This window comes from Empedobacter stercoris, assembly GCF_020281205.1.
In the GTDB taxonomy this organism is placed as follows: Bacteria; Bacteroidota; Bacteroidia; order Flavobacteriales; family Weeksellaceae; genus Empedobacter; species Empedobacter stercoris.
Map to the genome: position 1 here is coordinate 1 of NZ_JACXZC010000005.1, position 26,111 is coordinate 26,111.

General features: G+C 31.8%; 27 protein-coding genes. 11 read left to right on the forward strand and 16 right to left on the reverse strand.

Going from position 1 to position 26,111, the window contains the following annotated elements:
* Positions 1 to 84: 84 nt before the first annotated feature.
* The 3 genes from IF125_RS03595 to IF125_RS03605 form a co-directional block, all read right to left on the reverse strand.
* On the reverse strand, positions 85 to 1,860 hold the full coding sequence (locus IF125_RS03595; protein WP_225541553.1) for an AMP-dependent synthetase/ligase: 1,776 nt from the start codon (positions 1,858 to 1,860) through the stop codon (positions 85 to 87).
* Positions 1,861 to 1,981: 121 nt separating this feature from the next.
* Positions 1,982 to 2,218 (reverse strand): hypothetical protein, encoded by a 237-nt coding sequence (locus IF125_RS03600; RefSeq protein WP_171621734.1) that lies wholly within the window; start codon positions 2,216 to 2,218, stop codon positions 1,982 to 1,984.
* 1 nt (position 2,219) lies between these two features.
* Positions 2,220 to 3,671, reverse strand: coding sequence for an MATE family efflux transporter (locus IF125_RS03605; protein WP_188320131.1), 1,452 nt, complete (start codon positions 3,669 to 3,671; stop codon positions 2,220 to 2,222).
* A gap of 136 nt (positions 3,672 to 3,807) precedes the next feature.
* On the opposite strand from IF125_RS03605, the gene IF125_RS03610 reads away from it, so the two are divergent.
* The 4 genes from IF125_RS03610 to IF125_RS03625 all read left to right on the forward strand — a co-directional run bounded on the left by IF125_RS03610 (position 3,808) and on the right by IF125_RS03625 (position 6,825).
* Positions 3,808 to 4,773, forward strand: a complete 966-nt coding sequence (locus tag IF125_RS03610; RefSeq protein ID WP_171621732.1) for an NAD(P)H-dependent flavin oxidoreductase — start codon at positions 3,808 to 3,810, stop codon at positions 4,771 to 4,773.
* Positions 4,774 to 4,781: 8 nt separating this feature from the next.
* Positions 4,782 to 5,651 carry an acyl-CoA thioesterase gene (locus IF125_RS03615; RefSeq protein WP_171621731.1) on the forward strand — a complete coding sequence of 290 codons (870 nt, stop codon included), beginning with the start codon at positions 4,782 to 4,784 and terminating at the stop codon, positions 5,649 to 5,651.
* Positions 5,652 to 5,661: 10 nt separating this feature from the next.
* Positions 5,662 to 6,189 (forward strand): NADPH-dependent FMN reductase, encoded by a 528-nt coding sequence (locus IF125_RS03620; RefSeq protein ID WP_171621730.1) that lies wholly within the window; start codon positions 5,662 to 5,664, stop codon positions 6,187 to 6,189.
* A 90-nt stretch (positions 6,190 to 6,279) separates the two neighbouring features.
* The gene (locus tag IF125_RS03625; protein ID WP_225541554.1) at positions 6,280 to 6,825 is read left to right on the forward strand and encodes an NADPH-dependent FMN reductase; all 546 of its coding nucleotides are present in this window, start codon (positions 6,280 to 6,282) and stop codon (positions 6,823 to 6,825) included.
* A 77-nt stretch (positions 6,826 to 6,902) separates the two neighbouring features.
* Here the strand turns inward: IF125_RS03625 and fsa are convergent, their stop codons facing one another.
* Together fsa and IF125_RS03635 are read right to left on the reverse strand one after the other, a co-directional pair.
* The gene (gene fsa, locus IF125_RS03630) at positions 6,903 to 7,559 is read right to left on the reverse strand and encodes a fructose-6-phosphate aldolase (RefSeq protein ID WP_171621728.1); all 657 of its coding nucleotides are present in this window, start codon (positions 7,557 to 7,559) and stop codon (positions 6,903 to 6,905) included.
* An 84-nt stretch (positions 7,560 to 7,643) separates the two neighbouring features.
* Positions 7,644 to 8,396, reverse strand: coding sequence for an SDR family NAD(P)-dependent oxidoreductase (locus IF125_RS03635; protein WP_171621727.1), 753 nt, complete (start codon positions 8,394 to 8,396; stop codon positions 7,644 to 7,646).
* Positions 8,397 to 8,559: 163 nt separating this feature from the next.
* Between IF125_RS03635 and IF125_RS03640 the strand changes: the two genes are divergently transcribed.
* From IF125_RS03640 to IF125_RS03650, 3 genes are read left to right on the forward strand one after another with little or no spacing between them, the layout of a single operon-like run.
* A complete protein-coding gene (locus IF125_RS03640) occupies positions 8,560 to 9,318 on the forward strand; it encodes a hypothetical protein (protein ID WP_225541555.1) in 759 nt (252 codons plus the stop codon).
* Between the two features lie 6 nt (positions 9,319 to 9,324).
* A complete protein-coding gene (locus IF125_RS03645; protein ID WP_225541556.1) occupies positions 9,325 to 10,086 on the forward strand; it encodes a hypothetical protein in 762 nt (253 codons plus the stop codon).
* Between the two features lie 35 nt (positions 10,087 to 10,121).
* A complete protein-coding gene (locus IF125_RS03650) occupies positions 10,122 to 12,164 on the forward strand; it encodes a S9 family peptidase (RefSeq protein WP_225541557.1) in 2,043 nt (680 codons plus the stop codon).
* 70 nt (positions 12,165 to 12,234) lie between these two features.
* Here IF125_RS03650 and IF125_RS03655 read toward each other — a convergent pair whose 3' ends face one another.
* The 6 genes from IF125_RS03655 to IF125_RS03680 all read right to left on the reverse strand — a co-directional run bounded on the left by IF125_RS03655 (position 12,235) and on the right by IF125_RS03680 (position 18,084).
* Positions 12,235 to 12,879, reverse strand: coding sequence for a SanA/YdcF family protein (locus tag IF125_RS03655; RefSeq protein WP_260393761.1), 645 nt, complete (start codon positions 12,877 to 12,879; stop codon positions 12,235 to 12,237).
* Positions 12,880 to 12,991: 112 nt separating this feature from the next.
* Complete coding sequence (efp, locus tag IF125_RS03660; RefSeq protein ID WP_171621722.1) at positions 12,992 to 13,558, reverse strand: elongation factor P; 567 nt, start codon at positions 13,556 to 13,558, stop codon at positions 12,992 to 12,994.
* A 23-nt stretch (positions 13,559 to 13,581) separates the two neighbouring features.
* Positions 13,582 to 14,367 carry an acyl-ACP--UDP-N-acetylglucosamine O-acyltransferase gene (lpxA, locus tag IF125_RS03665; RefSeq protein ID WP_171621786.1) on the reverse strand — a complete coding sequence of 262 codons (786 nt, stop codon included), beginning with the start codon at positions 14,365 to 14,367 and terminating at the stop codon, positions 13,582 to 13,584.
* Between the two features lie 18 nt (positions 14,368 to 14,385).
* A complete protein-coding gene (locus tag IF125_RS03670; protein WP_188320134.1) occupies positions 14,386 to 15,774 on the reverse strand; it encodes a bifunctional UDP-3-O-[3-hydroxymyristoyl] N-acetylglucosamine deacetylase/3-hydroxyacyl-ACP dehydratase in 1,389 nt (462 codons plus the stop codon).
* A gap of 6 nt (positions 15,775 to 15,780) precedes the next feature.
* Positions 15,781 to 16,806, reverse strand: a complete 1,026-nt coding sequence (lpxD, locus tag IF125_RS03675) for a UDP-3-O-(3-hydroxymyristoyl)glucosamine N-acyltransferase (RefSeq protein ID WP_225541558.1) — start codon at positions 16,804 to 16,806, stop codon at positions 15,781 to 15,783.
* Positions 16,807 to 16,893: 87 nt separating this feature from the next.
* Positions 16,894 to 18,084, reverse strand: coding sequence for an HD domain-containing protein (locus tag IF125_RS03680; RefSeq protein ID WP_225532365.1), 1,191 nt, complete (start codon positions 18,082 to 18,084; stop codon positions 16,894 to 16,896).
* 279 nt (positions 18,085 to 18,363) lie between these two features.
* Between IF125_RS03680 and porX the strand changes: the two genes are divergently transcribed.
* Genes porX through IF125_RS03700 form a run of 4 tightly spaced genes read left to right on the forward strand, consistent with a single transcriptional unit; the run spans position 18,364 to position 21,911 of the window.
* Positions 18,364 to 19,917, forward strand: a complete 1,554-nt coding sequence (gene porX, locus IF125_RS03685; RefSeq protein WP_171621719.1) for a T9SS response regulator signal transducer PorX — start codon at positions 18,364 to 18,366, stop codon at positions 19,915 to 19,917.
* On the forward strand, positions 19,918 to 20,322 hold the full coding sequence (gene tsaE / locus IF125_RS03690) for a tRNA (adenosine(37)-N6)-threonylcarbamoyltransferase complex ATPase subunit type 1 TsaE (RefSeq protein ID WP_188320135.1): 405 nt from the start codon (positions 19,918 to 19,920) through the stop codon (positions 20,320 to 20,322).
* A gap of 6 nt (positions 20,323 to 20,328) precedes the next feature.
* Positions 20,329 to 21,534: an alanine dehydrogenase gene (locus tag IF125_RS03695; RefSeq protein WP_225541559.1), complete on the forward strand. Its 1,206-nt coding sequence runs from the start codon at positions 20,329 to 20,331 to the stop codon at positions 21,532 to 21,534.
* 17 nt (positions 21,535 to 21,551) lie between these two features.
* Positions 21,552 to 21,911: a hypothetical protein gene (locus IF125_RS03700; RefSeq protein WP_225541560.1), complete on the forward strand. Its 360-nt coding sequence runs from the start codon at positions 21,552 to 21,554 to the stop codon at positions 21,909 to 21,911.
* A gap of 271 nt (positions 21,912 to 22,182) precedes the next feature.
* On the opposite strand, the gene IF125_RS03705 is transcribed toward IF125_RS03700, so the two are convergent.
* The 5 genes from IF125_RS03705 to IF125_RS03725 form a co-directional block, all read right to left on the reverse strand.
* The gene (locus IF125_RS03705) at positions 22,183 to 23,397 is read right to left on the reverse strand and encodes a porin (RefSeq protein WP_225541561.1); all 1,215 of its coding nucleotides are present in this window, start codon (positions 23,395 to 23,397) and stop codon (positions 22,183 to 22,185) included.
* A gap of 66 nt (positions 23,398 to 23,463) precedes the next feature.
* On the reverse strand, positions 23,464 to 23,994 hold the full coding sequence (locus tag IF125_RS03710; RefSeq protein WP_225541562.1) for a hypothetical protein: 531 nt from the start codon (positions 23,992 to 23,994) through the stop codon (positions 23,464 to 23,466).
* A 149-nt stretch (positions 23,995 to 24,143) separates the two neighbouring features.
* On the reverse strand, positions 24,144 to 24,392 hold the full coding sequence (locus IF125_RS03715; RefSeq protein WP_225541631.1) for a T9SS type B sorting domain-containing protein: 249 nt from the start codon (positions 24,390 to 24,392) through the stop codon (positions 24,144 to 24,146).
* A 13-nt stretch (positions 24,393 to 24,405) separates the two neighbouring features.
* Positions 24,406 to 24,822, reverse strand: coding sequence for an OsmC family protein (locus IF125_RS03720; RefSeq protein WP_225541563.1), 417 nt, complete (start codon positions 24,820 to 24,822; stop codon positions 24,406 to 24,408).
* A gap of 82 nt (positions 24,823 to 24,904) precedes the next feature.
* Complete coding sequence (locus IF125_RS03725) at positions 24,905 to 26,098, reverse strand: Pycsar system effector family protein (protein WP_188320137.1); 1,194 nt, start codon at positions 26,096 to 26,098, stop codon at positions 24,905 to 24,907.
* Positions 26,099 to 26,111: the final 13 nt, after the last annotated feature.

Sequence of the window (26,111 nt, forward strand, 5' to 3'; positions counted from 1 at the left end):
ATGATGAAATTTTATTGGAAATTAATTCAAATAAAAAAAACCGCCTCAAATTTTAATATTGAGACGGCTTCTTTTTTATGAAACCTATTTCTTGTCGTATAATTTATTGTATAACTCTTGATATTTAGCTAAAACATTTTTTCGTTTTAATTTTAATGTTGGTGTTAACAATCCATCATCAATTATCCATTCTTCTGGTGTTAATTCGAACTTTTTGATTTGTTCCCAATGCCCTAAACCTTTGTTATTTTTATCGATTTCACGGCTAAGAATATCTAAAATTGCAGGTTCTTTTATTATTGCAGAATTAGAATCAGGTACAGCAATTCCTTTGATATTCAAATAATCTTTTAATACTTGGAAGTTAGGTTGAATAATTGCACAAGGCATTTTCTCTCCTTCTCCAACAACCATTACCTGTTCGATAAAACGAGATTGTTTTAATTTATTTTCAATGATTTGAGGAGCGATATATTTTCCTCCAGAAGTTTTAAACATCTCTTTTTTACGATCTGTAATTTTTAGTAAACCTCTTTCTAAAACACCTATATCACCAGTTTTAAAATAACCATCTGGGGTAAAAGCCTCAGCTGTTTTTTCGGGATCTTTGTAATAACCTTGCGTCACATTTGGTCCTTTTACTAAGATTTCACCATCTTCAGCAATTTTCACTTCAACACCTTTTAATGGCGCTCCAACAGTTCCAATTCCAAAACCTTCTTTTTTCATGCAGTTCACCGAAATTACAGGAGAGGTTTCCGTTAAGCCATAACCTTCTAAAATTGGAATTCCAGCACCCCAAAAAATATGATTTAGACGAGATGCTAAAGGCGCAGAACCAGAGACCATGCATACTAAATTACCTCCAACTCCTTCTTTCCATTTGCTAAACACTAAACTTTTGGCAATAGAATGTTTTAGGCCAAATAATCCTCCTTTTGGATTGTACGGATCATAATCTTCTACAAGACTTAAAGCCCACATAAAAATCTTTGTCTTAAGCCCTCCAGCAGATGCTCCAGTATTATAAATCTTATCGTAAACTTTCTCTACTAAACGAGGAACTACAGTCATGACATGAGGTTTTACCTCTTTCATATTCTCACCTAATTTATCAATGCTTTCAGCATACCAAATTCCTATACTCAAATGTTGGTACAAATAAATTAACATTCGTTCAAAAACATGATTAATCGGAAGAAAACTTAAAGCAATTGCTTGATTTGGAAATACTGGGATACGATCAACAGACATTAACACATTTGAAACAATATTTTCGTGTGTTAAGACCACTCCTTTTGGACGTCCTGTTGTTCCTGAAGTATAAATTAAGGTAGCAACTTCAGAAGGTTTAATGATTTCCTTGATACTATCGACTTCGTGTTGAGTAGAATTATCTTCGCCCAAATCTAAAATTTCTCTAAAATTGGGAACTCCATTAATTTCATCAAAACTATAAATCCCAACTAACGTTGAAACCTTCTCTTTTACCGCAGACACAGTATCGTATAAATTTTTGTCGGAAACAATGACGAACTTACATTCGGCATTATTTAATATATAATCAAAATCATCTTCTGAAAGTGTAGGATAAAGCGGAACAGAAATAGCACCAACTTGTTGTATACCGATGTCACAAATATTCCATTCGGTACGGTTAGTAGTAGTTACAATTGCTATTTTATCTTGTGGTTTTATTCCTAATTGTAATAATCCTCGACTAAATGCATTGGCTTTAGCAAGATATTCCTGCGTTGAGGTTTTCACCCAAGCTCCGTTTACTTTGGACACTAATGCATCTTCTCGAGGATTATTTTCTAATTGATTTTGCGGAAAATCAAATAATCGTTTTATTTCCATGGTTTTGAATAATTTTCTTAGTTGCAAAATATGAATAAAAAAAATAGTATGCAAGCATAAAAAAATATTTTAGTGTATTTCGTACACTAATAAAAACTATGGTTTTTTATTAAAAAAAGACTTATTCTTCTTCATCTAAAAAAGACATTTCTTGATCATAAAAATCTAAAGCGTCTTCAATAAGATTTGCAACTTCTGTGTTAAATTCTTCATTATCTTCTTCTTCAGAAATATCTTCAAACCACTCGATATCGTCTGTTTCAACATCTAATAAAAAGCGTGGATATTCTGTATGTAGAATAAAGATTTTCTCTGGCATTGTTGAATTATCTGCCAATAAAAATTTTGGTAATTCCATGTTATATATTATTTAATTTATCTTCTAAAATTAGTACAGAATTAGGATTTTCCCTAATCATTTTTTTGGTTTGACGATTATATCGAATCATTAAAAATATTGCTGATGCTGTTAGGCCTGTCCCCAAACCTATCCACATCCCGAAAGCTCTCATTTCGAATACAATTGCTAACACTACACCTATCGGAATTGCAATTAACCAATATGAAATAAAGGTCAATATTGAAGGGATTTTAACATCCGTCATTCCTCGCAAAGCTCCTAACAATACCAATTGTACTCCATCTGACATCTGGAAAAGAGAGGCTATAATTAATAACGAAGCAGCCATGTTTATGACTTCTGGATTATCTAAATAAATGGTTGGCAGTTGATAACGAAAAATAATAAATAAAATTCCACAGAATATCATAAAAGTTAACACCATCAAAATACAAGACCAGCCAGCTTCTCGTAAGGTTTTATAATCCTTTAATCCCAATTGATTTCCAATTCTAACAGTTGCCGCCACTCCAATTCCAGTACACATCATAAATGTCGTCGAAGCAAGGTTTATTGCAATTTGATGCGCAGCCAAATTTACTTTTGCCAGTTCTTGATCAGCAATAGAATTTGTAAACGTATATCCACAAACAAAAGCTGCCAAAGAGAACGCACTCATTTCAAAAAATGAAGTCAAGGCAGTTGGAATACCAATTCCTGCAATTTTTCGAAAAATAACTTTCTTAAAATTACTTGTTTTGAACTGAACTTCTTGTAGTACTGCTTTTGTTTTCTTAAAATTAAGTAATACAACAACCAAGAAAATCATCATCACCAAACGAGCAACAAATGTTCCCCAAGCTGCACCAGCAACTTCTAAACGAGGAAATCCCCAATTCCCATAAATCCATCCATAGTTTAACGCAATATTGATAACATTACTCAAAACAGTTGCAATAGTTACAGGGACAGTCAAAGATAAGCCTTCAGATAATTGACGAAACGTTTGGAAAACCATCAAAGGAATCATAGAAAACGTCATGATCGTTAAATATGGAATACATTTTTCGACTACATCTTCTGGTTGTCCCATGTGATACATTAATGGTTTTAAGAACGTAATCAATAAGAATAAGCCAATCGATAAAGTAACATTTAAAACAAAACTATGCGAAAAATAACTTGCTGCCATTTTTTTATCTCCTTTCGAATCTTCTGCGGCTATCAAAGGTGACAAAGCAAAACTAAATCCAAAGGCAAATACTAATACAGCAAAAAACAATGAATTTCCTAAGGATGCTGCAGCTAAAGCTGTTTTCCCTAAAACTTCATCCTCAATATTATCGTATTTTCCACCTAAACCTCCCACCATAATATTATCTATAATGTTGACAGAAATCTGCCCCATTTGAGTAATCATTACTGGAAATGCTAATTTTATATTACGTCTTAAATGTTCTTTTAACTCCAATGTATTATTTATTTTCGTTTGCAAAGATACATTAAAGGATTTGCTTCTACATTTAGAAATTGTGAAGGAATTTTTATTTTCCTAAAATTAATTTATACTTATATTGCAGATGTAACCACATTAGAAAATTTTAAAAATGACTTTACACGAATTTAAAAATAGTTTAGACCTACCCTTAATTACATCACCAATGTTCTTAGTTTCAAGAACAGAATTAGTTGTAGAAGCTTGTAAAAATGGTGTTTGTGGAACATTTCCTTCTCTCAATGGAAGGACTGCCGAAGATTTCGAGCAAATGTTAATTGATATCACTACTCAATTAAAACAATTTGAAGATGAAACGGGAAAAAAAACAGCTCCATTTGGCGTTAATTTAATCGTTAATAAAACGAATCCAAGATTAGAAACTGACTTATCTTTGTGTGCAAAATATAGAGTACCACTTATTATTACTTCGCTTGGTGCTGTAAAACAAGTTGTAGACGCTGTACATAGCTATGGTGGTTTGGTTTTTCATGATGTAATCAAAAAACGTCATGCAGAAAAAGCTGCTGAAGCGGGGGTTGATGGAATAATTGCAGTTGCTTCGGGTGCTGGCGGTCATGCAGGTACAGCTAATCCTTTTGCTTTGATTGATGATATTCGAACATTTTACGATGGTTGCTTGATTTTAGCAGGTGCTATGAACGATGGAAATGATATCTTAGCAGCTGAAAATATGGGAGCTGACTTTGCGTATATTGGAACTCGATTTATCGCTACAAAAGAAGCTTATGCTGAAGAAGATTATAAAAAAATGTTAGTCGATTCTACTTTTGAAGACGTGCTATATACGGATGGAATTTCTGGCGTAAATGCTAATTTTTTGAAACCAAGTATTATTCATTCTGGAATTGATTTAGACGAAAAGAAAGAAGAAGATTTTTCTAAACTAATCGGCGGTGACGGACACAAAGCATGGAAAGACATTTGGTCAGCTGGTCATGGTGTTTCAGGAATTCACGATGTTATTTCGACAGCAGAATTAATCACTCGAATGAAAAAAGAATATAAAACTGCATTGGAACAAAATATGCAGAAATTAAATAATTTGAAATTTTAAACTTTATAATGAAAACGACTCAAGAACTCATCGAATTGATTTCACTCAAAAAATTAGAAACAAATCTATTCGAAGGGAAAAGTTCTTTTATGGGAAGTCCAAACGTTTTTGGAGGTCAAGTCGTAAGCCAAGCGTTACATGCCGCTTATCAAACTGTACCTTCAGATCGTTTTTGTCATTCCCTTCACTCTTATTTTATTTTACCAGGAGATTTAGAAAAACTAATCTATTTTGAAGTTGCAAATCTTCGCGATGGAGGAAGCTTTAGTACACGTGTTGTCACAGCAAAACAAGACAATGTTCCGATTTTTGTCATGGCATGTTCTTTTCAATTAAAACAAGAAGGTTACGAACATCAAGATGAGATGCCTGTTGTCACACCACCTGAAGAATTGATGAGTTGGAATGATGTTGCAGAACAATTTGGATCAATTTTACCCAAATCAATTATGCGATTTGTTCTAGCTGAGCGACCATTAGATTTCAAACCAGTTGAATTAATGAATCCTTTCGAAAAGAAAGACTATCCGAATAAAAGTAATGTTTGGTTAACATTTAATGATGTGCCTGATAATTTACCTTTGCCGATTGTACACCAATTAATGGCATATAGTTCGGATTATAATTTACTTTCGACTGCCATAAAACCACATGCATCCAAAGCTCATTTCGGGAATACACAAATGGCAAGCTTAGATCATTCGATTTGGTTTCATCGCGAACCAAATTTACAAGATTGGATTTTAGTCAATGTAACTTCTCCGAGTGCTGTAGACACAAGAGGTTTTACGAGAGGAAATCTTTTCAATCGATCTGGAGAATTGATTTGTAGTGTTGCACAAGAAGGCTTGATGCGACCAATTATAAAAGATAAATAACAATAACATTATGATAATTAAAGCTTTTGCAGGAAGTAATAGTTCAACATCTATTAACAAACAATTGGTAACCTATGCTTCATCTTTGTTGAATGAACATGAAATTGAAATTTTAGATTTAGATGATTACAATATTCCAACTTTTGATATTGACATCGAAAAAAACGAAGGCTTCTCTGATGAAGTCAAAAGATTCTATTCAAAATTAGTCGATTCAGATATTCTTATCATTTCATTAGCAGAACACAACGCATGTTTTTCAGCTGTTTTTAAAAGTTATATGGATTGGTGTTCTCGTATCAATTACAAATTTCTCGAAGGTAAAAAACTATTTGTTATGAGCACTTCTCCAGGTGGATATGGAGGAAAAAATGCTTTGGAGGCAGGATCTAAATTGTTAACAAAACTTGGAGGAACCATCTTAATTGATTTTTCTTTACCAAAATTTGACGAAAATTTTTCGGACGGAAAAATCTCAAACGAAGAATTAAATAACGAGTTAATGAAAAAGGTAAATGAATTTAAAAATAAAATTTAAGTTATTTATCATTTCCTAACATAGGTCAATAAAAATTGCTTGGTGTTGCGATAAATTTGCTTCTTCAAAATAAAATAACGAAATAGAAATATGAAAATTTTAGCATTTGCCGGAAGTAACAGCAAAACATCAATCAATAAACAATTATTAAATTATACATTAAATCAAATCGAAAATGCAGAAATTGATTTAATCGATATTAATGATTTTGAAATGCCAATTTATTCCACTGATCGACAAGTAGAAAATGGATTTCCACAAGAAGCGCAAGATTTTTACAAAAAAGTACAAGATGCAGATGGCTTGGTCATTTCTTTAGCAGAGCATAATGGTAATTTTTCTGTTGCTTTAAAAAACATTTTAGATTGGGTTTCTCGTATTGATATGCCTTATTTAAAAGGAAAAAAATTATTGTTATTAAGTACTTCTCCAGGTGGATACGGTGGCGGTAACGTGATGGAAGTTGCAACAAAATATTTCGGAATGTTTGCAAGCGGAGATATTGTAGCAAGTACTACATTTCCTTCTTTTCACGATAATTTCCAAAACAATGAAATTGTAAATGAGGAATTAAAAAATAAAGTATTAGATCAAGTTAATATTTTTGTTGAAGCTTTAGCAGCTGTTGAAGCTTAATTGAAAAGTATGTACATAAAAAAGCTCATCAAAATTTGATGAGCTTTTTTTCGCGTATAGTTTTTTATAAATAAATCTTAGTTATTACCCTTCGCGTAATCAGCTAAAAATTGAGCTAAACCAGAATCTGTTAAAGGGTGTTTTAATAATCCTAAAATAGACGATAAAGGCCCAGTCATTACATCAGCACCAATTTTAGCACAGTTTACAATATGCATTGTATGACGAACTGAAGCTGCTAAAATTTGAGTTTCGTATAAGTAGTTATCATAAACCAAACGAATTTCTTCGATCAAGTTTAAACCATCTGTCGAAATATCATCTAAACGTCCGATAAAAGGAGAAACGTAAGTTGCACCAGCTTTTGCAGCCAATAAAGCTTGTCCTACTGAAAAAACTAACGTTACATTAGTTCTGATTCCTTTTGTAGAAAAGTATTTACATGCTTTAACACCATCTTTTGTCATTGGAATTTTAACCACAATTTGAGGATTTAAAGCAGCTAAAGCTTCACCCTCTTTTACCATTCCTTCAAAATCAGTAGAAATTACCTCTGCAGATACATCTCCATCTACCAATTCGCAAATTGCTTTGTAGTGATTGATAATATTTTCTTGACCAGTAATTCCTTCTTTCGCCATTAAAGATGGATTCGTTGTCACACCATCTAAAATCCCTAAATCTTGCGCTTCTTTAATATCAGCTAAGTTTGCTGTATCGATAAAAAATTTCATTGCTTGTTTGTATTTCGTTTAAGCAAAATTAAGGATTAAATGCTAATTATCCATTCAATCCTTTAAGATAAGATCAAAAATATTCTAAACAGCTGTGTATCCTCCATCTACAAGATAATAAGCTCCTGTCATAAAAGATGCTTTGTCCGAACTTAAGAATAAAACCAATTCGGCAACTTCTTCTGGTTGACCTAAACGACCCATTGGATGTTTTGTAACCAATACTTCTAAATGATCTGCACTCAAATTATTTGACAACAAAGGGGTCATAATATAACCAGGACCAACAGCGTTACAACGAATATTTTTTGGCCCATATTCTGCTCCAATATTTTTCGTCAATCCAACTACTCCATGTTTAGCAGAAGTATAAGCAGAACTCATTGGTGCTGCTACCTCTCCATGAATAGAAGCCATGTTCACAATAGCACCTCCTCCATTTTTTTCCATTGCTTGTAGTTGATATTTACACCCATAAAAAACACCATTAAAATTAATGTCAATTACTTTTTTCCAACCATCCAACGGATAATCTTCTGTTAATGCAGCAGGACCTCCAATTCCTGCATTATTACAAGCAATATCCAATTTTCCATACACCTCAACCGCTTTATTCACTAAGGCTTCGTTGTCTTCTGCCAAAGCAGTATCAGCTTTGAAAAAAAACGCTTCTCCTCCATTTTTTTTAATGATTTCGACAACTTCTTTTCCGCCTTCTTCATTAATATCAGAAACGACAACTTTTGCGCCTTCCTTTGCATACAATTCAGCAACAGCTTTTCCAATCCCAGAACCTGCACCAGTTACAATGGCAACTTTATCTTTTAATATTGACATAATTTTATGATTTTTTATTGATTAAATTTAAACAATTATTATTGAATTAATACAATATTATATAAATAGAATACTATTTTAATTAATTAAAAATTATCATAAAATAGTATTATCACCTAAGTTTGAATGCTTTTTTTTATATTTGATACAAATAACTTTTTACATGAAAAACTTAATAGCAACATTACTTTTATGCAGTATCTCAACTGTAAATGCACAAGAAGTAAATGATTATAAATATATTCATATTCCAGAAAAATTTTCGGGTTTTGAACAAGATCAGTATCAATTAAATAACCGATTGAGATATTTATTAACTCAAAAAAAATATGAAGTTTTACCTTCTGACAAGTCAACTTGGCCTCAAGAAGTCACTCAAACTCCATGCTCTGTATTAAATACTGATATTCTTAAAGTAAAGAGTTTTTTAAATAATAAATTAGAAGTCGTTTTTACGGATTGTTCTCAAAATAATATTGAAACTTTTGAAGGAACTTCAAAAATAAAAGAGTTTGATAAAGGATATCAAGAAGCATTAAAACTTGCTTTGATGAAACTAAAAACTCAAAATGCGAAAACTTCTATTCCAATGACTAAATTGGAACAATCGAAAAAAGAAGTAAACAAAGTCGCTACTCCCGAACCTAAAAGTGCGGACGTAACCATTTCAAATCTTTTAACAGATGGTTCAAAAAATTATCAAAAAATTGACTTACAAAATGGTGGTTTTATACTGATGTCAGAAAACGGAAATCAAGTTATTGCTAAATTTGAAACTACTTCAAAAACGGGTGTTTACAGAGTAGTTGTTACAAATGGTAATTCTAATTATTCGTCTGTTGGTTACAGCAATGAAAATTCTATTGCGTACGAAGTTTTAGAAAATAATGTTTGGAAAGAAGTTAAATTAACGGCTAAATAATCAGCGATGAAAAAAATACTTTCGGGGTTCTTCTTTCTTGCCTTAATTTCTGCGCAGGCACAAAGTGTTACGGATTATAAATATGTTATCGTTCCTGATAAATTTACTGATTTTGCAAAAGAAGATTATCAACTAAACACAGCATTAAAAATCGCTTTAAAAAAGAAAGAATTTGAAATTGTAAATGAAAAATCAATTCCATTAGATATTCAAATTAATCCATGTTTAGCTGCAAAAGCAAATATTGAAAACACTTCTGTTGCTTTTCGAAATAAACTAAAAGTTACTTTTTCTGATTGCAATAATACTGTTTTTGATTCTTATGAAGGTATATCGAAAGAAAAAGAATTTGCAAAAGGTTATCAAGAAGCGTTTAGCGTTGCTATGAGTCATGTTAAAAAACAGAATGCAAAAGCTTTACCTTTAACAAAAATTGAAAAAAGAACATCAATTACTACAGAAACTATCAAACCAAAGGAAGATGTAATTGCTGCTAAAAAAGATATAGCTGAAGCAGATATTTATAAACTTGATGGTAAAAATTATATCAAAACAGTTACTAAAAACAATGAATTTGTTTTAATTGATAAACATAATTCGAAAGTTATAGCTCAGTTTTATCCTGCTTCACAACAAAATGTTTATCATGTAACTGTTATTTCTGCAAATGGTAATTACGAAACTATTGGCTATACAAATGATCAGAATATTATCATCGAATATAAAACAGCTGACAAATCATGGTCAACAACAACTTATACAAAGTAGTTTTACACTAACTTTGTCCCTTAAAATTAAACGCAATGCAAGCACCTATTGCTAAAAAAATAGAACAAAAATTAGAAAAACACGGCGATATTCGCATCGATAATTATTATTGGTTAAATGACCGCGAAAATCAAGAAGTGATTGATTATTTAAATCAAGAAAACGAATATACTAAAGCTGTTTTAGCGCCAACAGAAGAATTACAAACTAACTTATTTGAGGAAATGAAAGCGAGAATCAAAGAAGATGACTCGTCTGTTCCTTATAAATTGAATGGTTATTGGTATTTGACTGAATTTCAGAAAGGCAAAGAATACCCTATTCACAAACGTCGTAAAGACACTTTAGATAACGCTGATGAAATACTTTTTGATGTCAATACAATGGCAGAAGGTCATTCGTATTATCAATTAGGAGGAATTTCGATGGCTCCAAATAATCAATTGGTTTCATTTGGAGTTGACAATGTTTCGCGCAGAATTTATACGATACAAATCAAGAATTTAGCAACTGGAGAAATACTTTCAGATAAAATTGAGAATACTACTGGTGGTTCTGTTTGGGCGGCAGATAATCTAACATTATTCTACACGCGAAAAGACGAAACGTTACGTGCTTATCAAATTTGGAAACATAAATTAGGGACAAAACAAGAAGAAGATACTTTGGTTTTTGAGGAAACAGATGACACCTTCAATGCGTATGTTTACAAATCAAAATCACGAGATTATATTGTCATTGGATCTTCGAGTACTGTTTCAGATGAATACAGATATATTCCTTCTAATCAACCAGATGCTGAATTTAAAATCTTTCAAGAAAGAAAACGAGATTTAGAATATTCGATCGAACATTTTGGAGATTCATTTTATATTCAAACCAATAAAGATGACGCATTTAACTTCAAATTAATGAAAACTTCTGTCGAAAAAACAGAACAAGAAAATTGGGTTGATGTAATTCCTCATCGTGATGAAACATTGATTGAAGGATTCGAAATTTTCAAAAATTATTTGGTTATCGAAGAACGTACAAATGGTTTGTTGCAAATGAATATCAAAGCATGGGACAAATCGACAGATTATTATTTACCATTCAACGAAGAAACCTATACAGCAAATGTTGGTACAAACCCAGATTTTGAAACAGACATTTTACGTTATGGATATACATCTCTAACAACGCCTTCCTCTGTGATTGATTTCAATATGAATGATAAAACATTCGAAGTAAAAAAAGAGCAAACAGTCTTGGGTGATTTTGATAAAGAAAACTATATTTCAGAACGTATTTGGGCTGAAGCACGCGATGGAGAAATGGTTCCAATTTCATTAGTTCGTAGAAAAGACACTCCTCTATCAGCCGAAACACCACTTTTACTTTACGCCTATGGATCGTATGGTTACACAATCGAACCTTATTTTAGTTCGATTCGTTTAAGTCTTTTAGATCGAGGATTTATCTATGCAATTGCACACATTCGTGGGGGACAATATCTTGGTCGTGAATGGTATGAAGATGGTAAAATGTTAGAAAAGAAAAATACGTTCTTTGATTATATTGATGCTGCTAAACATTTGATCCAACAAAATTACACGTCATCAAAACACTTATATGCAATGGGTGGTTCTGCTGGAGGATTGTTGATGGGGGCTGTGATTAATTACGAGCCATCTTTATTTAACGGTGTTATCGCACAAGTTCCTTTTGTAGATGTTGTGACGACTATGTTAGACGATACTATTCCATTAACTACAGGAGAATATGACGAATGGGGTAATCCAAATGAGAAAGAATATTATGACTACATTAAATCTTATTCGCCATACGATAATGTCGAAGCAAAAGATTATCCAAATTTATATGTTTCGACTGGTTTACACGATTCGCAAGTACAATATTGGGAACCTGCAAAATGGGTGGCTAAATTACGAGAATTAAAAACAGACCATAATATTTTACTTTTGGATACCAATATGGATACTGGTCATGGTGGAGCTTCTGGTCGATTTGAATCTTTAAAAGAAGATGCAAAAGAAGATGCTTTTTTATTTATGTTGGAAGGAATTAAAAATTAATTTTAAAAAATATTTTCTAAAACACCTCTAAAATAAATTCCTTTTTAGATGTGTTTTTTTGAAATGCAATTTATATTACGTCTATTTTCTCACCTAAAAATTTAGGTTGAATCCCTAAAAAACTATCCACAAAAACTTTTGTTCGTGCAAAATATTCACGGATATTTGTTTTCAATCCTGCTTGTTTATTCACATCTTTTGCATTATAACCATAAGCATTTATCCCGTTCTGTCTTGCAATGTAAACTGCTCGTTGATTATGAAACTCTTGCGAAACCACAATAAATTCATTTTGACTAAATATTTCTTTCGCACGAATCATCGAATCCAATGTTCTAAACCCAGCATAATCTAAATAAATTACGTGTTCTGGAATTCCATTTTTTATCAACGCTTGTTTCATCGCTTCAGGTTCATTATAATCTTTCTGACCGTGATCACCACTTAAAATAAAATGGGTTACTTTTCCTGATTGATATAATTTAGTCGCTGCTTCGATACGATAAGTAAAGTAATAATTTTGATAACCATTCATCAAATTTGGAGCAGTCCCTAATACAACTGCAACTTTTATTTTGGGTAATTTATCCGTATGATTTGTTACAAATTCTTCTGTAGATTTTTCGATTCTATAATTCGAAAAAGCCGTAAATAACAGACAAAAAACACAGAAAATTGCTCCGTAAATAAACATTTTTTTGAATATTTTTTTCATCTTCATAAGATTTGTTCAGTAAACTCTTAGCTAAAATACACGATTAACTTGATTTTACCCAATAAAAAAAGTAGCTATAAATAGCTACTTTTTGATATGATATGTACTTCAATTATTCTTTAATACGTTCAACGTAAGAACCGTCTTCTGTATTGATTTTCACTTTATCACCTTCATTGATAAATAAAGGAACACGGATTTCAGCACCAGTTTCCGTCGTTGCAGGTTTTGTAGCATTTGTTGCTGTATCGCCTTTAAGACCTGGCTCTGTATAGGTAATTTCCATAATTACTGTATTTGGTAACTCTGCTGCTAAAGCAGTTTCATCAGAAGCACGGAATAAGATTTTCACTTCGTCTCCAGCTTTCATAAATTGTGCATTTTCGATCAATTCTTTGTTTAAATAAACTTGAGAGAAATCATCATTATTCATAAAGTGGAAACCATTATCGTCTTCGTATAAATATTGATAGTTACGTGTTTCTACACGAACTTCGTCAATTTTATGACCTGCAGAAAATGTATTATCTAACACTTTTCCTGTTGTTAATGATTTTAATTTTGTACGAACGAAAGCAGGACCTTTTCCTGGTTTAACGTGTAAAAATTCGATAATTTTGTATGTATCATTATTAAAAACGATGCATAAACCTTTTCTAATATCAGCAGTTGTTGCCATTTATTCTATTTTATTATTTTTAATTAAACTCCCGAACTATATCCTTTCATAATTCCACGATCACTTGAATTAATAAAACTCAAGATCTCTTCACGATAATGTGAATCTGGGAATTTTTCTAAGATTTGTTCTACAGCTTGAGATACATTATTTTTTTGTTGATATAAAATTCTGTAGATTCCTTGAATTTCAAAAATTTCTTCTGAAGAGAAACCTTTTCTCCTTAATCCAATTGCATTAACACCAGCATAAGCGACAGGATTTTTTGCAGCTTTTACATATGGTGGCACATCTTTACGAATTTGTGTTGCTCCAGCCACAAAAGCGTGTTCTCCAATTTTTGTAAACTGATGTACAGCACTATACCCTCCTATAAAAGCGTAATCTCCAACTTCTATATGTCCTGCTAAACCAACGGCGTTAACAATCACAACATTGTTTCCAACAACACAATCATGTGCAATGTGAGCTGTTGCCATAATCAAGCAATTATCACCAATTTTGGTATATCCTAAAGCGTTTGTTCCTTTGTTTACTGTAACACATTCACGAATTGTGGTATTGTCACCGATATAAGTGAAAGTTTTTTCACCTCCATATTTTAAATCTTGGGGCTCACCAGAAATTACTGTACCTGGATAAATTTTACAATTTTTCCCAATACGAGCTCCTGACATAATTGTTACATTAGGACCAATCCATGTTCCTTCACCAATTTCCACATCTTCATAAACAGACGAAAAGGGGCTTATAGTAACATTTTCACCTATTATTGCAGTTGGATGAACATATGCCATCGGATAATTCATAACTTCCATTTCTTTAAATTATTCTTTTGTAATAACTGCCATCATTTCTGCTTCCACAGCGATTTGATTGTTTACATATCCAATTCCTTGCATATGAACGATTCCTCTTCTAATTGGTTCTACCAACTCTAACTTAAACACAATTGTATCTCCTGGGATAATTTTACGTTTAAACTTTGCTCCTTCAATTTTCATGAAGTAAGTAGAATATTCCTGGGGATTTTCTAGTTCACCTAAAATTAATAAACCTCCTAATTGTGCCATTGCTTCAATTTGTAATACACCTGGCATTACTGGTTCTTTTGGAAAATGGCCTACAAAAAATGGTTCGTTCATCGTTACATTTTTCACACCGATTAAACCAGTTGCTGTTTTAGAAATTACCTTGTCAATCAGTAAAAATGGTGGACGATGAGGCAATAGTTTCATGATATCATTGATATCATAAACTGGGTCAGCTGTTAAATCAAATTCAGGAACTTTGTTACGTTGTGCTAATTTGATTTGTTTGCTTAATTTTTTTGCAAAATTTGTATTGGTGTGATGTCCAGGTTTTGTGGCAATAATTTTAGCCTTTAACTTCTTTCCTACTAAAGCTAAATCTCCCACAACATCTAATAATTTGTGACGAGCAGCTTCGTTTGGATAGTGTAAAGTCAAGTGATCTAAAATTCCATTTGGACGTATAGAAACATTATCTCTATTAAAAGCTTTACATAGTTTTTCTTTCGTTTCTGGCGTAATTTCTTTGTCAACATAAACAATCGCATTGTCTAAATCTCCACCTTTTACTAAACCAGCTTCTAACAATTGTTCTAACTCATGTAAAAAACAGAACGTTCTTGCTTGAGAGATATCTTGTTTGAAATTTTTTATAGACGATAATGTCGCATTTTGAGTTCCTAAAACCTTAGTTCCAAAATCAACCATTGCCGTAACTTGATATTCATCTGCTGGAATTGCAGTGATTTCTGATCCTGTTTCTGGATCTACGTAAGTTACAATTTCTTTAATTCTATAATATTCTCTGTCTTTGTCTTGTTCAACAATTCCTGCAGATTCTATTGCTTCTACAAAAAAACGTGAAGAACCGTCCATAATTGGAGGTTCTGCATTGTCGATTTCAATGTAACAGTTATCAATATCCATACCTACCAAAGCCGCCAAAACGTGCTCAGTTGTATGTACTTTAACTCCCTTCTTTTCTAAAGTTGTTCCTCTCGCTGTACTCACAACATATTGTGCATCTGCTTCTACTTGAGGTTGACCTTCTAAATCTGTTCTAACAAATACAAATCCTGTATCCGGTTCAGCTGGTTTAAATGTTAAGGTAACAAATTTACCTGTATGTAAGCCAACACCTTTTAGAACGGCTTCATTCGCTAAAGTTTTTTGTTTATCAGACATTAACTTTTACTTTTGTTTGTTCTCTTTTTCTAATTTATCGATTCGTTTCACAATTTCTGGAAACTTTCTAAAATGTACGTATGCTTTTCTAAAGCTTGTCGCTTCTATTGCTGGTGAACCATACAATTGCGTTTTGCTTTCTACATCTCCGTTAATACCACTCTGAGCTTGCACTTGTACAAAATCTCCGATAGTCAAATGACCTGCGATACCAACTTGACCTCCAACCATACAATTGCGTCCAATTTTGGTAGAACCTGCCACTCCACTTTGCGAAGCTATAACAGTATTCTCTCCTATTTGAACATTATGAGCAATTTGAATTTGATTATCTAATTTTACTCCTTTACGAATAATTGTAGATCCCATTGTTGCTCTATCTATCGTTGATCCTGCTCCAATTTCGACATTATCTTCAATCAAAACATTTCCTATTTGAGGAATTTTTTCAAAAGATCCATCTGGATTTGGTGCAAAACCGAAGCCATCAGCTCCAATTACAACGTTAGAATGAATGATGCAATTCTGACCAATTTCACATTCCTCATACACTTGTACACCTGAATGTAAAACGGTATTATCTCCAATCGTTACGTAATCTCCAATCGTTACATTTGGATATATTTTCACATTATTCCCAATCGAAACGTTAGCTCCAATGTAAGAAAAACTTCCAACATATACATTATCTCCTAATTGGGCAGTAGAATTTACTTTTGTATATTCTTCTATTCCAACTTTATTATTTTTTATGGTATTGTAATAGTGTAATAATTGTGTAAACGCTTGATAAGCATCTTCCACAATAATTAAGGTAGAAGATATTGAATCTGTCGCTACAAAATCTTTACTCACAATTACAATAGAAGCATGAGTTGAATAGATAAAATGTTCGTATTTCGGATTTGCTAAAAACGAAATCGAACCTTCTTTTCCCTCCTCTATCTTTGATAGTGTGGAAACCTCTACATTTGCATTACCTTTTACGGTTCCTTGCAATAATTGTGCAATCTCTGCAGCTTTAAACTTCATAGTCTGCAAAACTAATAATTATTCTTAAATTTATAAAATGATTATATAAGATATTTAACTTTTTTGTCAAATTCTTTAAATCAATCCTTATACACTATGGTAGTGATATTTTGTAATTTCTTGTCCCAAAAATTGCGTTAACAAACTTTTTCCGGAACAAGATAATTCTTTAACATCACCATTCTTATATAAAACCTTAATTGGACTTTTTGATTTTTCGTACGGAACTATTTTAATTGTTGTCTGCTCCACAAAATAGCTTGCATCCTCAATTTCTAAAGCTTCTTTTACTCTATTCTTTTCAAGCAAAATTTCTTCATCAGTCAATTTATTATCCATTAAATAGGATTTTGGTAACGTTCTCTGAATGATATTTTTTGATAATTTACTTAAAATAAAATCATCGTGATATTGCCATTCTTTAATTGCTGATAACACATCCGAATCATCTAAATGCGTAAATATTTCTAAACCTTCTTTTGATAAACTTCCATCTTCATTATCTTCTAAAAAATACTTAAAAGCTGAAGTTGCAAACAAATTTTCACCTTTTCGTGTCATCTCTTTTGCTCTTCTTAATACATTAATCAAAAAATTTTCGGCTGTAAAAGATTTTTTGTGCATGTATACTTGCATATACATAAACATACGCGCCATCAAAAATTTTTCGACAGAAGGAATTCCTTTGGCTTCAATCACCAACTCATTATCCGAAACATTCATCATAGAGATAATTCGTTCTGGATTAATATTTCCTTCTACAACACCAGAATAAAAACTATCTCGTTTCAAATAATCCATACGATCGCAATCCAATTGACTCGAAACCAATTGCGTTAAAAACTTTTTTGGATATTGTCCTTTAAAAATTTGAATAGCTAACGTTAATTTTTGATCAAAAATTTGATTTAATTCTTCCATCAAACGAAGCGAAATTTCTTCGTGATGAGAACCATTAATAATCGAATGTTCAAGAGAATGTGAAAAAGGACCATGTCCCAAATCATGCAAAAGGATGGCTATCAACGCCGCATTCTCTTCTTCGGAAGTTATTTCAACGTTTTTTCTTTTAAGGATATTTAGGGCTTTTTGCATCAAATGCATACAACCTAAAGCGTGATGAAAACGAGAATGTCTTGCACCAGGATACACCATTTCAGTCAGTCCTGTTTGCGAAATTCTACGAAGTCGTTGAAAATATGGATGTTGAATAATCTGATAAATAAGCTCGTTTGGAATCGTTATAAATCCATGAACTGGATCATTTACTATTTTCAACTTATTATTGTTTAATGGATTCAAACGTACAATTTTGTTAACAAAGATATAAATTTTTACCCATTCTAAAGAGTACTTTGATCAGAAAGAAACGTTTTTATAAAATATTTTTCTTTAAAATCATTTTTGGAATTATTTATGCTAAAAAAACAACGCAAATTTTAGCAAAACTCCTGTTTTGTTTAACATACAATTTAGATGTTAACATTTCTGTTATCGCTATATTTGGAAGAATTCTGATAGTAGAAAAATCATAATAAAAAATATAAATTATTACAAATGGCTATAAAAATTTTATGGATTGACGATGAAATCGATTTATTGAAACCGCACCAACTTTTTTTAGAGAAAAAGGGATACGATACGACAATGATAAACAACGCAACGGATGCGTTAGAAGTGATTGAAAAAGAAAATTTTGTAGCGGTTTTAATCGATGAAAACATGCCAGGGTTAAGCGGCTTAGAAGCTTTGCCAAAAATCAAAGAAATCCGCCCAAATCTTCCCGTTATTATGGTCACAAAAAGTGAGGAAGAACATATTATGGAAGATGCAATTGGTGCACATATTTCAGATTATTTGATTAAACCTGTTAACCCAAATCAGATCTTATTAAGTTTGAAAAAGATTTTGGATGCTTCTAAAATTATTTCCGAAAAAACAGTTATCAATTACCAACAAGAATTCAGAAATATTACGATGGATATGATGAATGCGCGTGATTTTGAAGATTGGCAAGAGATTTATAAAAAATTGGTTTATTGGGAACTTGAATTAGAAAATATTGAAGATACTGCTTTAACGCAAATCATCGAAAATCAAAAAAGTGAAGCCAATGCAGCTTTCTTTAAATTCATTGAACGTAATTACGAAGATTGGTTACATGATGACGAAGATCGCCCTGTTTTATCGCACACAGTTTTTAATCAATTAGTTCGCCCACAATTAGGGAAAGACAAAAATGTATTATTGATAATGGTGGACAATTTACGCTATGATCAATGGAAAGTGATTGAACCTATTTTTAATCGTTATTATAATTCTGAAAACGAAAATCTATATTACAGTATTTTGCCGTCAGCAACACAATATGCAAGAAATGCATTCTTTTCGGGACTGATGCCACTTGAAATTGAGAAAAAATATCCTCAGTACTGGTTAAATGACACCGATGAAGGAAACAAAAATATGCACGAAAAAGAATTGTTAGGAGAACAATTAAAACGTCTTGGATTGGGAGATCTTACATACAATTATTTCAAAATTTTAAATTCTGATTTTGAGAAAAAAATTGCAGATGATTTTAACAATTACAAAAACAATAATCTGAATGTTATCGTCTATAACTTCATTGATATTTTATCGCATGCGAAAACTGATAATCGTATTGTAGGCGAAATGATTCGAGACGACAAAACCTATCGTTCAATTACAAAACATTGGTTTGAAAATTCGTATTTAATGGAAATTGTAAAAAAAGCGGCTCAAAACAAGATGAAAATTATTGTAACAACCGATCATGGAACAATTTACGTTAAAGAGCCAACAAAAGTCATTGGAGATAAAGAAGCAAGTACCAACCTACGTTACAAATTAGGGAAACAATTGCAATATGATCCAAAAGATGTTTTGGCAGTTGATCAACCAGAAAAATTCCTTTTACCTAAGGTTAATGTTACGTCAAAGTATATCTTTGCAAAAGAAAATTTATTTTTAACGTATCCAAAAAATTACAATCATTTCGTTAATTATTACAAGAATACTTACCAACATGGTGGAATTTCGTTAGAAGAAATAATTATACCAATGGTTGTTTTAACACCAAAAAATTAAATGGAATTTATCATTCATAATTTAGACGAATTACCCGAAGTTGCACATCAAATAATAGATCAGCTTCACTATAAATTAATCACTTTCGAAGGAGAAATGGGTGCTGGAAAAACAACTTTTATCAAAGAATTTGTAAAAGCTTTAGGCACAAATGATGAAGTATCAAGTCCAACTTTTTCGATCGTAAATGAATATGACACCAAAAAAGGAAAGGTCTTTCATTTTGATTTTTACCGTTTGAATCATGAAGATGAAGCATTAGATTTTGGTATTGAAGAATATTTATATTCTAATCATTATTGTTTGATGGAATGGCCAAATAAAATTGCTAACTTTATACCTGATGAGCACCACACAATTACACTAAAAAATGTAGATGGAATTCGTCATTTAAACTTTAGCTAATACATTATGGACGGAAAAAATATTTTCACGCCGTTTTCTCAAGAAGAACTTATTCCTCAACCCGAGCGTTTAGAGATTCCTCATAAGAAAGAGCGCTTCGATATTGGAATTCCAAAAGAAACAAATAATCAAGAAAAACGAATTTGTCTTTCTCCTGATGCAGTCGAAATTTTAGTCAATAACGGACATCAAGTAACGATTGAAACTGGAGCAGGAGAAGGGGCAAATTACTCAGATAAAGAATATTCGGAAGCTGGTGCGCAGATTTCTTACAATACGCAATCCGTTTTCGAAAAACCAATTATTCTAAAAGTAGGCCCACTTACATTAGAAGAAATTGATTGGGTAAAACCCCATGCATTAATCATTTCTTCTGTACCTACCAACACGTTGAAACGTGAATATTTTCAGAAACTTATCGCAAAACGTGTAGATGCTGTAGGTTTTGAGTTTATTCGTGATGAACAAAATCATTTACCAGTCGTTCGTTTATTAAGTGAAATTGCAGGAACTACGGCTATTTTGGTAGCGAGTGAATTGATGTCTTCAACAAATGTTGGGAATGGTATTTTAATGGGAGGCGTTACTGGAGTACGACCAACAGAAGTTGTTATTCTTGGAGCAGGAACTGTTGCTGAAAATGCAACAAGAACTGCTTTAGGTTTGGGCGCTTCGGTTCGAGTTTTTGACAATTCATTGACGAGATTAAGACGTTTACAACAAAATATTGGTCAACGCGTTTCCACTTCAACATTAGATCCTAAAGAATTAGGAAAAGCTTTAAGACGATGCGATTTAGCAATTGGAGCACTTCGTGGAGAAACTCGTACACCATGTGTCGTTACTGAAATGATGGTTCAAAATATGAAAGCTGGCGCTGTTATTATTGATGTTAGTATAGATCAAGGTGGATGCTTTGAAACTTCAGAGTTGACAACACATGATCATCCAATCATTGTAAAGAATGATATCATTCATTATGCCGTTTCTAATATCACTTCTCGCGTTGCACGTACGTCTACTAAAGCGTTGAGTAATTATTTTTTATCCTATTTATTTCAAATATCAGAAGAATCTGGTTTTGCAAATGTGGTACAAACGGATAAAACTATAAGAAATGGCGTATATTTGTACAAAGGAAGAATTGTAAAAAAGAACTTATGTGACTGGTTTGATTTACCATTTCACGACATTAATTTATTGATCATATGACGTTTACGCAAAGATTTATGAAGTATATGATGGGAGTAGGAATTGGGATGGTTTTCGTCGCAATGGCGTTTGGTCCACGCGCATTCTCATGTAATTACTTTCCAAATGCAAGAGTTTTGGATGAAGCTTATTCTAAAAGATTATCGATTTCACCAGAAGCACAAGCATTTATGAAAACTGAAAATTTAGATTCTACATTTTTGAAAAAAGAATTATTCAAAAGAAGTAAAGTTGATTTTGATAACTCTAAAAAAGATCAAGTTCCATGTAGAGAATATTTAGCAAATTACAAAAGCAAAGACAATTCTAAAGATTATGACTTCGTTCTTGAGATTTGTAAAGAAAATTCGAAATTAGTTTCTATTGAGAAAAAATAGATAAAAAAATCCCTTCAGATGAAGGGATTTTTTTATTAGATTATTTAATTTACAAATTTAAATATTGTTAAAACGATTACAAATATTAAAATTGCTACAATTATTACGTCTTTAAACTATACTTTTTTTGTGCCGAATTCCACATTACGATTCAGGCTACTTTTTCTTTTATTGGGTTGCATGGGTTGATATTGTTACTACAAATTTAAACAATTTATTTAAATATCATACCATTAAATCTTTGTAAAATAGTTTACTTAAATAAGATAGCTTATATCCCAATTTCTATTTGTAAACGGGCATACCAATTGTTTTTCTTTTCTAAATTATAAAACTTCTGTTGCTCATAGGACACTTCTGCTTGTAATTTGAAGGCATGTTCCCAGATATACTTCGTCAACCCTAAACTATATTGATTTGTGTTTGGAGTAAATTCAAAAATTTTATCATTTACTTTTTGCGTAGAATAGCGTCCAATTACTTCCCAATGTTTTGGAAAAGTGTATGAACCTTGAAAATCCATTCCATGACCATTGTAGATGTAATTAAAATCGGTTGCATCTTGCGGGTTATAGAATACAGTTTGATCAGAATTTCTATTCAAGTAAGCATACATAAAACTCCAACCACGATATTTGAACATTGCATCAAAAAATAAAGATTGAATATTTGCTGTTCCAAATAACTCATCTCCTTGCTGACCTTTGGTTTTATGCGCATTATTATTGTAACTGTACGCACCAGAAAGCATCAACTTTGGTGTTTGCTCATGAAATAAATCTCCTTCGTAACTACTTCCGTCATTTGTAAAAGCCCCGAACGGAAACAATTCTACTTTTCCTGTATAGGCTAAACCTGTATCATCAAACTTTGTCCAATTTCTCCCTTCTCCAGTAGAAACAGCTCCACGCAATGTATACGAAAAATGTTCTTTTGATTTTTTTGAATGTTGTACTTGAAATCCAAAATCACGGTCGATGTTAAAGTCCGCATTGTTAATAGAACGATCTGTTAATTGTAATGCACCCGAAGAATTATTTCGCTGTCTATTTCCCGGCAATTTGGTTTGACCAAATCCAAAACTCCAATGTTTATTTGGGTTATAAAAAATCATGGCATCTCGAATGATGTTAGTATTTTTTCCCTCCTCTGCCTTTCCTACATCGCCAGAAGCAAAAGAAAGTTGCAACGAATATTCGAACTTTGGATTACCAATATAACCGTCTAATCGAAGCCTTAAACGACGAATTTGCGCATCAATTTTATCTTCTTCATCTTGATTATCAATATAAGACACTCTATTTTGCATTCTGAATCGAATATTTACCTGATACAAACTATCGGGAGAAGTAATTCCCAAACCGTCTCCATAACTGTAATAAGGCGACATCAAGTTTTTATATTCTTCTGTTTGAATAGAATCTTTATTCTGTCCAAAAAGACTTACAGTTATTAATAATAACGGTAAAACTAAATAATGCTTCATAATTTGAGTGACTTAATTTTGATGCAAAAATGCATGGAATAAAATTAAATAATTGTAAAGAGTAAATTAAATTAACGTTAACAATGACTTGAAGTTATGAATACGATGATCATCATCAATTTCGATCATATCAATTTGATTTGGAAAAATATTGTCTTGCATTTCGAAGAATTTTTTTAACTTTTCAAAATCTAACACTTCATCATGAACGGATAAAAAAACTTTAGTATTTTCGAAACGATTCATATCTACTAAAAATTGGATAAGATTTTCTGGAAAATCAAGCTCTTTTATGACTGATACATCAACCAAAGGATTAAGTAAAATCAATTCACTCGATTTACCATTTTCTTTTAATTTCTGTTGCAATTGCCACGCAAAATTACCTCCAGTAGAACTCCCAATAATAGTTAAATCTTCCACGACTCCTTTTAAGTGATCGTAAGCCTCAAGCAAAATGGCCGATATAGTATCCTCTACTCTCCATTCTACACAAATTGCTGAAGGATATTTCTTTAAAATCGATTTGAATTTCGAAGAATTAGCCGAGCTATATAGTCCGTGGACATAAACAATTTGTTGGTTTTTCGTATTCATATTCAGTATAATTACAGGTTCAAACTAAACTTTTTCAGGAAGTTAATATACATTGAATTGTAAATTTAACAAAAAAAGATGTAACCTATAAGGCTACATCTTTTTGTTATCATGATTTTACGATTTAATCTTGTTTCAAAAACTTAAGATTATCTGATTTTAATTAATATTGAACCTGATTTTGTTTGTTCATCATTTAGTTTGATTACATACCAATAATTATCTGTAGGCACAGGTTTTCCTCGTATTCTTTCATCCCAAATAAACTGATCAGCTTGTGTAATTGTTTTCACATTTTTTTCAAATCGGTCATAAATTTCTATAACAGCATTTGGATAGGCAGTTAAGAATTTACTCAAATCCCATTCGTCATTTATTCCATCATTATTTGGTGTAATGTTTTGCTATAATTTAATTCACATTAATTTCGTACGTAATCTCGATACCTCCGTTTGCTAACATATCGTGTACGCTACAATATTTTTTCACTGCTAATTCAGCAGCTTTATTTGCTTTTTCCAAATCGATGTTTCCTTTTAAGAAAAATTTGATGTGAATGTTTGTGAAAATATTTGGAATTTCTTCGCGGCGTTGTCCTTCTACCTCAACTTTAAGATCTTCGATTTCTTGACGTTGTTTTTTTAAAATTTCTCCCAAATCAAAAACACTACAACTACCTAAAGCTATTAAAACTAGCTCCATCGGACGAACTCCTTTTCCCTCTCCTCCTATCGATTCTGGCCCATCTATATTCACCTTCACAGAAGAACTTGCAGCAGTTGCTTCGTAATGAGAAGCTTTGTTTACTCTATTTAATTCAATTTTCATCTCAACTATTTTATGGTCTAAAAATAGGCATTCTTAAAGTATTTATAAGAAAAAATAGGCGAATTTTTAGTTGGAATTGTATTTAACCAACATTTGTAAACATTGCATAAGCAAAAGTCAAAACTGATAATATAGTACCAATCATAAAAATGGTATACGTTATACTCAACAAGCGATATTTTCGCTCCAAAACTTTTCCTAAATAGTATAAATCTCGAGTTAAAGATGTATAAACATAATCTCTGTCTTTCATCAATTCTTCCATCGCCTCTTCGTAGGCATCAAGCGACATTTGATAAAAATTTCCAAAGAAAAGCAAATTAACTTTTCTATTTTTTACATCTTCTTCGTTAAAACTTTCGTAAGTAACTTTTGGTTTTGTGGCTAAAATTGCAAAAATAATCGAAATAACACTTGACAAAAGCATAACAATAGAAGGTAAAATCAAGTATTCATTTTTTGGACTTCCTAATTTCGGAACCAACGTAGAAAGCGCAATCGAAATTACAATTGCATTTACAGACAATAAAATATTGGCTTTACTATCTGCAATATCACTTAAACGCGTATGATTGTTTAACGTTACACGGAAAAGCGTATCTACACCTCGATCGGGTTGTTGAATTTTATCGTTTTTCTTTTTCTTTAATTCGTATTTGTTCGGTACATCGCCAATCAACTCAATTTCTTTGATTTTACTTTGTGTATAAATCAAATTTTCTTCTTTTCCTTTTTGCCAAAGTTTTTTTGCCGAATCGGTATAAAAATGATGCACATTCAAAAAGAAATTTCGGTTTTCTATATGCCATTCATAATCTGTAAAGTCTTTTTTACAAATTTTCGAAATCTCATCTCGTAATAATTCGGCTATTTTTGGATATTCAGTTTGACCCAAATGATAATTATCTGCATCTTTTACAATTGCTTCGCCAATCGTCTTCGGAACTTTATATAAAGTTGTAATCAAAATATAATCTTGAACTTCTTTAATATATTTTTCATCAAAATCAAGTTCACTTAAATACTCTTTTACAATATTTGCACTCTCAATTTCATGACCTTGCACGATTTTTGTGTAACCGGTATCGTGAAACCAACCTGCAATTATTAATTTTTCTTGTAGATCTGTAGGAATTTGTTCTTCAGCACTCAAGGTTTTTATGGCTTCTACAACTTTTACGGTATGCATAAAATTATGGTACGTAAAATCTAAAGAAAGTTTATCTTTGAACAGATTGAAAACATAGTTTTCTATATTTAATAACAATTGGTTCATCACAAGTTTTTAA